Annotated in this window: 9 protein-coding genes and 1 riboswitch; of the genes, 5 read left to right on the top strand and 4 right to left on the bottom strand. The window is 69.1% G+C overall.

The window, feature by feature from the left end:
• Window positions 1-115 precede the first annotated feature (115 nt).
• The 4 genes from ACIQMR_RS30565 to ACIQMR_RS30550 form a co-directional block, all read right to left on the bottom strand.
• Window positions 116-1,627 carry a glycoside hydrolase family 3 protein gene (locus tag ACIQMR_RS30565; RefSeq protein WP_401394000.1) on the bottom strand — a complete coding sequence of 504 codons (1,512 nt, stop codon included), beginning with the start codon at window positions 1,625-1,627 and terminating at the stop codon, window positions 116-118.
• A gap of 8 nt (window positions 1,628-1,635) precedes the next feature.
• Window positions 1,636-2,469 carry a carbohydrate ABC transporter permease gene (locus tag ACIQMR_RS30560; RefSeq protein ID WP_401393997.1) on the bottom strand — a complete coding sequence of 278 codons (834 nt, stop codon included), beginning with the start codon at window positions 2,467-2,469 and terminating at the stop codon, window positions 1,636-1,638.
• Entirely contained in the window at window positions 2,466-3,467 is a 1,002-nt protein-coding gene (locus ACIQMR_RS30555; protein WP_401393994.1) for a carbohydrate ABC transporter permease, read from the bottom strand. The genes ACIQMR_RS30560 and ACIQMR_RS30555 overlap by 4 nt, the downstream gene beginning before the upstream one ends.
• A gap of 72 nt (window positions 3,468-3,539) precedes the next feature.
• Window positions 3,540-4,823, bottom strand: a complete 1,284-nt coding sequence (locus ACIQMR_RS30550) for an extracellular solute-binding protein (RefSeq protein ID WP_401393992.1) — start codon at window positions 4,821-4,823, stop codon at window positions 3,540-3,542.
• A gap of 287 nt (window positions 4,824-5,110) precedes the next feature.
• On the opposite strand from ACIQMR_RS30550, the gene ACIQMR_RS30545 reads away from it, so the two are divergent.
• From ACIQMR_RS30545 to ACIQMR_RS30525, 5 genes are all read left to right on the top strand, one after another.
• Complete coding sequence (locus ACIQMR_RS30545; protein WP_266384437.1) at window positions 5,111-5,878, top strand: GntR family transcriptional regulator; 768 nt, start codon at window positions 5,111-5,113, stop codon at window positions 5,876-5,878.
• Between the two features lie 200 nt (window positions 5,879-6,078).
• A complete protein-coding gene (locus ACIQMR_RS30540) occupies window positions 6,079-8,274 on the top strand; it encodes a carbon starvation CstA family protein (protein WP_401393989.1) in 2,196 nt (731 codons plus the stop codon).
• Between the two features lie 14 nt (window positions 8,275-8,288).
• Window positions 8,289-8,495, top strand: coding sequence for a YbdD/YjiX family protein (locus ACIQMR_RS30535; protein WP_401393987.1), 207 nt, complete (start codon window positions 8,289-8,291; stop codon window positions 8,493-8,495).
• Window positions 8,496-8,776: 281 nt separating this feature from the next.
• Window positions 8,777-8,864, top strand: a riboswitch (cobalamin riboswitch).
• Window positions 8,865-9,015: 151 nt separating this feature from the next.
• The gene (locus tag ACIQMR_RS30530; RefSeq protein WP_401393985.1) at window positions 9,016-11,370 is read left to right on the top strand and encodes a ribonucleoside-diphosphate reductase subunit alpha; all 2,355 of its coding nucleotides are present in this window, start codon (window positions 9,016-9,018) and stop codon (window positions 11,368-11,370) included.
• A 58-nt stretch (window positions 11,371-11,428) separates the two neighbouring features.
• The gene (locus ACIQMR_RS30525) at window positions 11,429-12,442 is read left to right on the top strand and encodes a ribonucleotide-diphosphate reductase subunit beta (RefSeq protein ID WP_401393983.1); all 1,014 of its coding nucleotides are present in this window, start codon (window positions 11,429-11,431) and stop codon (window positions 12,440-12,442) included.
• Window positions 12,443-12,471: the final 29 nt, after the last annotated feature.

Here is a 12,471-nt window from a genome sequence, read left to right as displayed (position 1 = left end):
GCCGGCACCACGCACGCGCACCGCGTGCCCGGCTGCTCCTCGGGCGCGGTTGAGGCCCGGGGCGCCCCCCGCTTGGGGCGGCCCGGGCCTCGGTCCGTGGGGTGCGCCGGAGGCGCTACGCGCGGGTGATCGCCTCCGCCGCGGCCAGGCCGCAGACCCTCGCCGCGCCGAACGTCGCCACGTGCAGGGCGCCGCGCGGCGGGGCCTGGTTGAGGCCCATCTCCACGACGATCGTGTCCGGCCGGGCCGCAAGCAGGGCGTCCAGGGACTGGGACATCCACGTGTGGCGGTGGGCGTCACGGACGACGGCCACGATGCGACGGTCACCTGCCGCCAGGAGGACGTCGTCGACCGCGGCGTCCGCGTACGTACCGGTCTCGGTGCCCGGCAGCATGCGGGCCAGTTCGGCCGCGACGCCCCACGGGGTCTCGTCACCGACGGCGATGTTGGCCACGGGCGTGAACGCGGCGACGTACGGCGCGGAGGTCAGCGGCTCGTAGGGCCGCTCCCCCGCCGTCACGCGCACCGCCCGGCGCGCCGCCGTCAGCCCGATGTCGGTGCCGGGCGCGGTCCCCTCCTGTGAAGCCGCGCCCGGCTCCGATGCCGCCCCCCTGGCCCCCCTGGTCCAGTCCGCGAGCGCGCGCACGCGCGCGGCCGCGTCGGCCAGTCGCTCCTCGGGCAGCTCGCCCTTGCGTACCGCGGTGACCAGCGCGTCGCGCAGCCGCAGCACGGTGTCCTCGTCGGCCAGGCCGCCGCCGACACAGATCGCGTCGGCACCGGCGGCGATCGCGAGGACACTGCCGCGCTCGATCCCGTACGTCGAGGAGATGGCCTGCATCTCCATGCCGTCGGTGACGATCAGTCCGTCGTAGCCCAGTTCCCGGCGCAGCAGACCGGTGAGAATCTGCGGGCTCAGGGTTGCCGGGCGGTCCGGGTCGAGCGCGGGTAGCAGGATATGCGCGCTCATGACCGACTTGGAACCCGCTGTGATGGCCGCGCGGAAAGGCTGCAGCTCACGGGCGTGCAAAGTGGCCAACTCCACATCGATCCGGGGCATGGAGTGGTGTGAGTCGACGGCGGTGTCGCCATGTCCCGGGAAATGCTTGGTACATGCAGCGACCCCGGCGGACTGGAGTCCCTCGACGTACGCGGCGGTGTGCCGGGCGACGAGCCGGGGGTCGGACCCGAAGGAACGTACCCCGATGACCGGATTGTCCGGATTCGAGTTGACGTCGGCGGACGGAGCCCAGTTGAGGTCGACTCCGCACTCCGCCAGCCGGCGGCCGAGTTCGGCCGCCACCGCGCGGGTCAGTTCGACGTCGTCCACGGCCCCCAGGGCGTGGTTGCCGGGGAAGGAGGAGCCGGTGCGGACCTCCAGCCGGGTGACGTCGCCGCCCTCCTCGTCGATGGCGACGAGTACGTCGTCCCGCTCGGCCCGCAACTGCGCCGTGAGCCCGGCCAGCTGGCCGGGCGAGGCGATGTTGCGGCCGAACAGTCCGACGGAGGACAGCCCTTCCCCGATCCGGCGCAGCAGCCAGTCGGGTGCGGTGGTGCCGACGAAGCCGGGTTGAAGGACGGCGAGGGCGTCACGCGTGAGCGTGTCGATACGGTCCACGAGCGTTGTCATGAAAGGCGTCATCCCTTCACTGCGCCGGCCGTCAGACCCGCGGCCATCTTGCGCTGGACGAGGAGGAAGAGGATCACGATGGGAACGGCCATCATCGTGGCGCCGGCCATCATCGGCGCGTATTCGGTGCCGTGCTTGGTGGTGAAGTTGCCGAGCCAGACGGTGGCGGTCTGGTTCTGCTGGCTCATCAGCATCAGCGCGTACAGGTACTCGTTCCACGCCTGGATGAAGCCGTACACCGACGTGGCCACCATGCCCGGGGCGAGCAGCGGGAAGACCACCCGCATGAAGGCGCCGGTGCGTGTGCAGCCGTCGACCATCGCCGCCTCCTCCAGCTCCTTGGGGATGTTGACGATGAATCCGCGCAGCGTCCACACCGTGAAGGGGAGGATGAAGGTGAGGTACGTGATGATCAGGCCGGTGAGCCTGTCGTACTGACCGAGGTCGTTGAGCAGCAGGAAGACCGGGATGATCATGGCGACCAGCGGCACCATCTGGACGGCCAGGATGCCCACGATCACGATCTTGCGGCCGCGGAAGGCGAAGCGCGAGATGGCGAGCGCGGCCAGCATGCCGACCACGATGCCGATCAGCACCACGACGAGCGAGACCACGAGGCTCCGCCCGACCGGCCCCCAGAAGTCGGCGATGTCGAAGGCCCGCGAGAAGTTCTCCAGGGTGAACGTCCCGGGGAAGAAGTGCGGGTTCGGGTCGATCGCGTCCTTGGCGGGCTTGAAGGCCGTGTTGAGCATCCAGTAGACCGGGAAGCCGGCCGTGACGAAGACCAGCAGGCCGAGCAGGTTCCAGCCGAGCCTGTTCCTCTGTGCTGTCGCGGCGCTCACTCGACTTCTCCGATCTTGAGCATCTGGCGCATGTAGACGGCGACCACCCCGAGCAGCAGGACGACCGTCACCAGGGCGATCGCCGAGCCGCCGCCGTAGTCGTTGACCACGAAGGCCTTGTCGTACGAGTACGTCGTCAGCAGCTGGAACTCGGCCTCCGGGTGGCCGTTGCGCATCACGAAGACCTGCGGGAAGACGCCCATGTCCCAGATGACCGAGAGCGTCGTGAGCATCACGAGGAGGGGCTTGAGGACCGGAAGCGTGACGTAGCGGAACACGCCCCACGAGCCGGCGCCGTCGAGGCGGGCGGCCTCTTCGAGCTCCTTCGGCACCTGGGTGAGTCCGGCGCTGAGGCTGATGACGACGAAGGGCACGGCCCCCCAGACGACCAGCAGCATGATGACGGCGAGACCCTGCGGGCCGCTGGCGAACCAGTTGTGCCCGATCATGTCGACCCCGGGCAGTCGGCTGAGCAGCCAGTTGAGCACGCCGTAGTCGGTGTCGAAGAGCCACTTGAAGATGGCGGTGGCGACGATGATCGGCATGCCCCAGCTCGCCACGAGCGCGATGTTGATCAGGGTCTTCACCCAGCCGGAGACACGCTGCAGCAGCAGGGCTATGAGCATGCCGAGGACCATGGTGAGGACGACCGAGCCGACGGCGAAGATCACCGTACGGACGACGACGGCCCAGAACTCGCCGTCACCGAGGATCTTGGTGAAGTTCGCGAAGCCGACCGACTCGGCCTCCTGGAAGCCCCACAGCTGCGGCTGTCCGAACTTCTGGAAGGAGAGGGTGACCAGCCGGACCAGCGGATAGCCGAGGACCAGCAGCAGGATCAGCAGACAGGGCGCCAGCAGGCCCCACGGCAGCGCGGCCCCGCCCGTGCGTCGCTGCTTGACCCGGTTACCGGCTCCCCCGGTCCCCGCCCCGGCGCCGGGGGCTTTCGACGGCCGCGTCGGCGGCACCTTGGCAGTGGTTGTCTCTGCGGCACTCATCGGGTGCTCCCAGGGTCCCTCTCCTCGTACGGAGCAGGGCCCCGTCGGTGACCGACGAGGCCCTGCGGAAGGTCACTTGGTGTTGATGACCTTGTCGATCGCCTCGTCGGCCGCCTTGGCGGCCTCCTCGACCGACTTCTTGCCGGTGCCGATCTCCTGGAGCATGGTCTTCAGGGTCTGGGCCTTCTCGACCTGACCCCAGCCCGGTGCCATCGGCACGAACCAGTTGGACTCCGCGGCGGTGGCCGGGACGACCGTCTTCGGGTCGTTCTTCAGCGTCGCGAGGTCCGTCTTGTTGTTGGGCAGGTTGCCCTTGGCGAGCAGACCCTTCTGGCCCTGGGCACCCGTGAAGGCGTTGATCCACTCGGCCGCGGCGCCCTGCGCCTTGGACTTGACCGGGATGGCGAGGTCCGAACCGCCGAGGAAGACGGGGAGCGGCTTGCCGGACGGGCCGGGCATCACGAAGGTCTCGAGCTTGTCGGCGAGCTTGCCGACCTTGTCGGTCTCCGGGGCGGCGGCGGCGCCGCCCTCCCAGGCCGCGCCGAAGATGGTGGCGGCGTTGCCCTGGCCGAAGACGATGTGACGGTCGGACTCGTCCTTCGTCTTGTCGCCGTGCATGTACCTGTCGAGGATCGACTTGTACTCATTGAGGCCCTTGATGGACTCGGGCGAGGAGAGGTTCGACTTCCACTGGCCGCCCTCCTCCTTGGCGATGGAGCCGCCGGCGCCGTAGACGAAGGACATCGCGGCGTACCAGTCGGGCGAGGGCTGGTACCAGGCGCTGAACTTGGCGCCCTTCTTCTTCTGGATCTTGTCCAGGGCGGCGGTCAGCTCCGCGTAGGTCTTCGGGGTGGCCTTCACGCCGACCTCGGCGGCGATGTCCTTGCGCCAGTGGCCGACCCGGCCGCCGGCGTAGTACGGGACGCCGTAGGTCTTGCCGTCGTACGTGACCGACTCCTTGAGGCCGTCCAGCCAGGCGTCGGACTGATCGAACTGCTTCGCGTCGACCTCGGCGAAGGCGCCCTTCACCATGTAGCCGAGCATCTCGGTGTTGCCCATCTCGACGACGTCGGGGGCCTTGTCGGTGGCGAGGACGGCGTCGAGCTTGGCGTTCTTGTCCGGCCAGCCGTAGTACTCGTGCTTGATCTTGATGCCGGGGTGCTTCTTGGCGACCGCGGCGTCCGCCGCCTTGACCAGGTCGGGCCAGTTGTTCTGGGCGTCGACCGTCAGCCAGACGGTGAGCTCCTTGACGTCCGCCCCCGCCTTGTCCCCGCCCTTGTCGCTCTCGGAACCGCACGCGACAATGCCGACCATCATGCCCGCGACGCCGATCGCCGCGATGAGCTTGCGCTTCACGCCACCCTCCTCAGGGATGCTGCAACCCCCCGCCCACCGCGAGGACATACGGAGCCATACGCCGAGTACTGCTCGTGGGGCTGGGACCTGGTCTTTAATGGTTTAGACCAGTACTCGGGAGCTTGGCCTAGACCTTTAGGGGTGTCAAGGGTGTATAAGAAGGGCTGTCGTGTCCGTTATCGGAACGACACCTGAGGGAGGGCGACGACCCGACCGTGCCACCATGTGAGCCGCAACAGACGGAGGAGCCGGTGACGGCAGCAGCACACGAGTCGGGAAGGCGGGCCATGGCCACGGACGGGGGCGGCACGGAGTCGGAGAACGGGACGGCGACCCGTACCGCGCGCGTGCCCAAGTACTACCGGCTCAAGAGGCACTTGCTCGACATGACGGAGACTCTGCCGCCCGGCACGCCCGTCCCGCCCGAGCGCACGCTCGCCGCCGAGTTCGACACCTCGCGCACCACCGTGCGGCAGGCCCTGCAGGAACTCGTCGTCGAGGGCAGGCTGGAGCGCATCCAGGGCAAGGGCACATTCGTCGCCAAGCCCAAGGTCTCCCAGGCACTGCAACTCACCTCGTACACCGAGGACATGAAGGCGCAGGGCCTGGAACCCACCTCGCAGCTGCTCGACATCGGGTACGTCACGGCCGACGACACCCTCGCCGGGCTGCTGGACATCTCACCGGGCGGACGGGTGCTGCGCATCGAGCGGCTCCGGCTGGCGAGCGGTGAACCGATGGCGATCGAGACCACCCATCTGTCGGCGAAGCGCTTCCCGGCGCTGCGCAGGTCGCTGGTCAAGTACACGTCGCTGTACACGGCACTGGCCGAGGTGTACGACGTCCACCTCGCGGAGGCCGAGGAGACGATCGAGACCTCGCTGGCCACCCCGCGCGAGGCGGGACTGCTCGGCACGGACGTGGGCCTGCCGATGCTGATGCTGTCGCGGCACTCGCTGGACGCGCAGGGCGAGCCGGTGGAGTGGGTGCGCTCTGTCTATCGCGGCGACCGGTACAAGTTCGTCGCACGGCTGCAGCGGCCCGAAGCGGGCTGACCGGCGCCTCGGACCGCCGGGTCGCGGGTCTCCGGGTCACCCCCAGGGGTGGCCCCTGCCCGGGTTTTGGAGCAGCCTCATAGCAGACCGTCCCACCAGTCGTTGCCGTACCGATATGCGGACTGGGGGTGACGCTGGTGCAACGGTCCCCTAGATTGCCTGCGCGTTACAGGTGATCACGACGGGACGGGAGCCACACCATGGCCGAGCCGGCACCATCGAACACTCCACAGCGGAGAATGGCTCCGCAATCCATCGCAGTCTGGGTACTCGTCGCTCTGGTGGGCGCGGCCGGCTGGAGCGTGCTCGCGCTCTCCCGCGGCGAGGAGATCTCCGCCGTCTGGATGCTGGCCGCAGCACTCGGCTCCTACGCCATCGGCTACCGGTTCTACGCGCGCTTCATCCAGTACCGCGTGCTCAAGGCCGACAGGACCCGCGCCACTCCCGCCGAGCGGCTCGACAACGGTGTCGACTTCTACCCGACCGACCGCCGGGTGCTCTTCGGCCACCACTTCGCGGCGATCGCGGGGGCCGGCCCCCTGGTAGGCCCCATCCTGGCCGCCCAGATGGGTTACCTCCCGGGCACCATCTGGATCATCGTCGGCGTGATCTTCGCCGGCGCCGTCCAGGACATGGTCACGCTGTTCTTCTCCACACGCCGCGACGGCCGCTCGCTCGGCCAGATGGCGCGCGACGAGATCGGCCCGTTCGGCGGCGTCGCGGCCCTCATCGCCGTCTTCGCGATCATGATCATCCTGCTGGCCGTACTGGCACTGGTCATCGTCAACGCGCTGGCGCACTCGCCGTGGGGTGTCTTCTCCATCGGCATGACCATCCCGATCGCGCTCTTCATGGGCATCTACCTGCGCACACTCCGGCCGGGCAAGGTCACCGAGGTGTCGGTCATCGGTGTCGCGCTGCTGCTGCTCGCGATCGTCGCCGGCGGCTGGGTCGCCGACTCCTCGCTCGCGGACTTCTTCACGCTGGAGCCGGGCACGCTGGTCATCTGGATGGTGGTGTACGGATTCTTCGCCTCCGTGCTGCCGGTCTGGCTGCTGCTGGCACCCCGCGACTACCTCTCGACCTTCATGAAGGTCGGAACGATCGTGCTGCTCGCGGTGGGCGTGCTGATCGCGGCGCCGACGCTGAAGATGCCGGCGGTCACCGAGTTCGCGAGCAACGGCCAGGGGCCGGTCTTCGCGGGCTCGCTGTTCCCGTTCGTCTTCATCACCATCGCCTGTGGCGCGCTCTCCGGCTTCCACTCCCTGGTCTCCTCGGGAACCACCCCGAAGATGATCCAGAAGGAGACGCAGATCCGGATGATCGGCTACGGCGCGATGCTGACCGAGTCGTTCGTCGCGGTCATGGCGATGATCTGCGCCTGCATCCTGGACCCCGGGCTCTACTTCGCCATCAACGCTCCCGCCGGCGTGCTCGGCACGACGGTGGAATCGGCCTCCACGGCGGTCGCGAACCTCGGCTTCACCATCAGCCCGGAGCAACTGACCCAGGCAGCCAAGGACGTCGAGGAAGCGAGCCTGCTCTCCCGCACCGGTGGTGCGCCGACGTTCGCGCTGGGCATGTCCGACATCTTCTCGGCGGTGGTCGGCGGGGCCGGCATGAAGGCGTTCTGGTACCACTTCGCCATCATGTTCGAGGCGCTCTTCATCCTCACGACGGTCGACGCCGGCACCAGGGTGGGGCGCTTCATGCTCCAGGACACCCTCGGCAACGTCTACAAGCCGATGAAGCAGGTCAGCTGGAAGCCCGGAGTCTGGTTCGCGAGCGCGGTCGTCGTCGGCTGCTGGGGCTACTTCCTCTGGGTCGGCGTGCACGACCCGCTCGGCGGGATCAACCAGCTCTTCCCGCTCTTCGGCATCGCCAACCAGCTGCTGGCGGCCGTCGCACTCGCCGTCTGCACCACCCTGTTGATCAAGTCCGGACGCCTCAAGTGGGCCTGGGTGACGGCCGTTCCACTGGCCTGGGACGCCGCGGTCACCCTGACCGCGAGCTGGCAGAAGGTCTTCTCCGCCGACCCGAAGGTCGGCTTCTTCGCCCAGCGCGACAAGTACCAGGCGGGCATCGACGCGGGCCAGGTGCTGCCGCCGGCCAAGTCGATGGACGAGATGCACACGGTCGTCACCAACTCCACCGTCGACGGCTTCCTCGCGGCGTTCTTCGCCGTGCTGATCGTGGTGGTCCTCCTGGACGCGGCCAGGGTGTGCATGAAGGCGATCCGCGAGCCGGAGAGCGCCCGTCTCACCGAGGTCCCGTACGTCGAGTCGAAGATCGTGGCCCCGGACGGACTGATCGCGACCAAGGCGGAGAAGGCGGAACTGGCGGCGGTCGGCGCCGGCGGCGAGGACCGTGAGGCTGCGGGAAGCGGCAAGCCGTGAGTACCGTGACAGGTATGACGGCGGTGAGCGGCGTACGCCGCGCGGTGGACTGGGTCCGCTGGTACGTGCGCGAGGTGTCGGGCGAGTCGGTGTACGACCGGTATGTCGCCCACGCCCGGGCGCACGACCCGGACGCGAAGGTGATGTCGCGCGCCGAGTTCGAGCGCTGCCGCATGGACGCGAGGGAGGCGGATCCCCGGGAGGGCTTCCGCTGCTGCTGAGCGGCACCGGTACGACGACGGGCCGCCGTTCCTCCCCGGGAGGAACGGCGGCCCGCTGCCGTGTCCCTCGGCCGCACCGCCCCCTGCGTTCCGCCCACCGTATCGACCGGCGCCGCGGCTTCGTCCGTACTCCCGAGCGCGACCGGGAGCCGCTGCCGGGCCTCGAACCGCTCGCCCACGGCCTGGAGCTCCAGCGCACCGCCGGAGGCTCGCGACACAACATGTGGGGGGTGCGGCAACCACCGCACCCCACATGTATGCTCATCTCGCTGTCGCCGCAGGGGAATCCGGTGCGAATCCGGGACTGTCCCGCAACGGTGTGCCGGTGCGCGCGTGCCTACGCACGTGCCTCCCGCGAGTCCGAGGACCTGCCGACGGTGCGCCCGGACCGTCCGGTTCGGGTGCCGAGAACGTCCGGGCCTCGCGGAACAGGTCGGTGGACGCGGCGCATCCCCACGACAGGGCGTGCATCCGTGCCCCGCGCCCCGCCGGCCCCGAGCCGAGCGAGGGAGAGCACCCCGTGACCATCGCGCCGCCCGATCCTGCTTCGACGCAGCTCGTCGACGAGCCAGGTACCGCGCTTCTGCGGACCCTGACCGACCTCACCGCCGATCTTCCCGACACCGACCCGGGACGTGTCGCCGCCGCCGCCCTCCGGGGCCGTCACGCGGGATCGGACGAGGCCGAACTGCGGGAGCTGGCCACCGAGGCGGCCGCCGGTCTGATCTCCGAGGACCCGGCGTACTCGCGGCTCGCGGCCAGGTTGCTCACCCTCACGATCGCGGCGGAGGCGGCCTCGCAGGGGGCCGCCGTCTTCTCCGGCTCGATCGCCGTCGGTCACCGCGAGGGCCTCATCGCGGACCGCACCGCCGTGTTCGTACGGACCCACTCCGCCCGCCTCGACTCGCTCATCGACCCGGCCGCCGACGACCGCTTCGGCTACTTCGGCCTGCGCACCCTCTACAGCCGCTATCTCCTCCGGCACCCGATCACCCGCAAGGTCATCGAGACCCCGCAGCAGTTCATGCTGCGCGTGGCCGCCGGTCTCGCCGAGAACGACTCCGTTCCCGCTCTGGACGAGGTCGCGGCGCTGTACGGCCTGATGAGCCGGCTGGACTACCTGCCGTCGTCGCCCACCCTGTTCAACTCCGGCACCCGCCACCCCCAGATGTCGTCCTGCTATCTGCTGGACTCGCCGCTGGACGAGCTGGACTCCATCTACGACCGCTACCACCAGGTCGCGCGGCTGTCGAAGCACGCGGGCGGCATCGGGCTCTCGTACTCCCGTATCCGCTCCCGCGGTTCGCTGATCCGCGGTACCAACGGCCACTCCAACGGCATCGTCCCGTTCCTGCGGACCCTCGACTCGTCCGTCGCCGCCGTCAACCAGGGCGGCCGCCGCAAGGGCGCGGCCTGCGTGTACCTGGAGACCTGGCACGCGGACATCGAGGAATTCCTGGAGCTGCGGGACAACACGGGCGAGGAGGCGCGGCGTACGCACAACCTCAACCTCGCGCACTGGATCCCCGACGAGTTCATGCGCCGGGTGAACGCGGACGCCGACTGGTCGCTCTTCTCCCCCGCCGACGTGCCCGAACTCGTGGACCTGTGGGGTGACGACTTCGACGCCGCGTACCGCGCGGCGGAAGCCTCCGGGCTGGCCCGCAAGACCCTCCCGGCCCGCGAACTGTACGGCCGCATGATGCGTACGCTCGCGCAGACGGGCAACGGCTGGATGACGTTCAAGGACGCCTCCAACCGGACCGCGAACCAGACCGCCGAGCCCGGCACGGTCGTCCACTCCTCCAACCTCTGCACCGAGATCATCGAGGTGACGAACGACGGGGAGACCGCCGTCTGCAACCTCGGTTCGGTGAACCTGGGCGCGTTCGTGACCGGGGCCGGCGAGATCGACTGGCAGCGGCTGGACGAGACCGTCCGCACCGCCGTGACGTTCCTCGACCGCGTGGTGGACATCAACTTCTACCCGACCGAGCAGGCCGGCCGTTCCAACGCCAGGTGGCGCCCGGTGGGCCTCGGCGCGATGGGCCTTCAGGACGTCTTCTTCAAGCTCCGGCTGCCGTTCGACTCCGCCGAGGCGAAGACGCTGTCGACGCGGATCGCCGAACGGATCATGCTAGCCGCGTACGAGGCGTCCTGCGACCTCGCCGAGCGCAGCGGCCCGCTGCCGGCCTGGGAGCAGACCCGCGCCGCACGCGGGGTGCTGCACCCGGACCACTACGACGTGGAGCTCAACTGGCCCGAGCGCTGGGCCGCGCTGCGCGAGCGGGTCGCCACGACCGGTATGCGCAACTCGCTGCTCCTCGCGATCGCCCCGACCGCGACCATCGCGTCCATCGCCGGCGTGTACGAGTGCATCGAGCCGCAGGTCTCCAACCTCTTCAAGCGCGAGACGCTGTCCGGTGAGTTCCTCCAGGTCAACTCCTACCTGGTCGAGGAGCTGAAGCGCCTGGGCGTGTGGGACGCGCAGACCCGTGAGGCGCTGCGCGAGTCGGCCGGCTCGGTGCAGGGCCTGAACTGGATCCCGGCCGAGGTGCGCGAGCTGTACCGCACCGCGTGGGAGATCCCCCAGCGCGGTCTGATCGACATGGCCGCGGCCCGGACCCCGTTCCTGGACCAGTCCCAGTCGCTGAACCTCTTCCTGGAGACGCCGACCATCGGCAAGCTCTCCTCGATGTACGCGTACGCCTGGAAGCAGGGCCTGAAGACGACGTACTACCTGCGCTCGCGCCCGGCGACGCGGATCGCCCGTGCCGCCTCGGGCGCCACCGTCCCCGTACCCGCGCAGGCGAAGCCCGAAGAGGCCATCGCGTGCTCCCTCGAGAACCCCGAGTCCTGCGAGGCGTGCCAGTAGTTCCGGCCCGCCACCACCCGAACACCCCCCTGGAGGACGGCGCTTCGCGCCGACTGCTATGACCGCCAATTCCAAGAACCTGCTCGACCCGGGCTTCGAACTGACGCTCCGCCCGATGCGCTACCCGGACTTCTACGACCGCTACCGGGACGCCATCAAGAACACCTGGACGGTGGAGGAGGTCGACCTCCACTCGGACGTCGCCGACCTGGCCAAGCTGTCCCCCGGCGAGCAGCATCTGATCGGCCGCCTGGTCGCCTTCTTCGCGACCGGTGACTCGATCGTCTCGAACAACCTGGTGCTGACGCTGTACAAGCACATCAACTCCCCCGAGGCGCGGCTGTATCTGTCGCGGCAGCTCTTCGAGGAGGCCGTGCACGTCCAGTTCTATCTGACGCTTCTGGACACCTATCTGCCCGATCCGGCGGACCGCGCCGCGGCCTTCGACGCCGTGGAGAACATCCCGTCCATCCGGGAGAAGGCCCAGTTCTGCTTCCGGTGGATGGACTCGGTCGAGAAGATCGACCGGCTGGAGACCCGGTCGGACCGCCGCCGGTTCCTGCTGAACCTGATCTGCTTCGCGGCGTGCATCGAGGGGCTGTTCTTCTACGGCGCCTTCGCGTACGTGTACTGGTTCCGCTCGCGGGGACTGCTGCACGGTCTGGCGACCGGCACGAACTGGGTGTTCCGGGACGAGACGATGCACATGAACTTCGCGTTCGAGGTCGTGGACACCGTCCGCAAGGAGGAGCCGGAGCTCTTCGACGACGAACTCCGGCAGCAGGTCACGGACATGCTGACGGAGGCCGTCGAGGCGGAGCTGCAGTTCGCCCGCGACCTGTGCGGTGACGGGCTGCCCGGCATGAACACCGAGTCGATGCGCGAGTACCTTCAGTGCGTCGCCGACCAGCGGCTTACCCGGCTGGGCTTCGCTCCGGTGTTCGGCTCCGAGAACCCCTTCTCCTTCATGGAGCTGCAGGGCGTTCAGGAGCTGACCAACTTCTTCGAGCGCCGCCCGTCCGCCTACCAGGTGGCCGTCGAGGGATCGGTGGACCTGGACGAGGACTTCTAGGAGCGTCGTCGATCTCGTGGGGCCCGGGC

The sequence above is a fragment of the Streptomyces sp. NPDC091376 genome (assembly GCF_044757085.1).
GTDB classification, from domain to species: domain Bacteria; phylum Actinomycetota; class Actinomycetes; order Streptomycetales; family Streptomycetaceae; genus Streptomyces; species Streptomyces pratisoli.
Note: the sequence above shows the minus strand (reverse complement) of the source record. Positions and strands in the feature narration are given on the sequence as shown.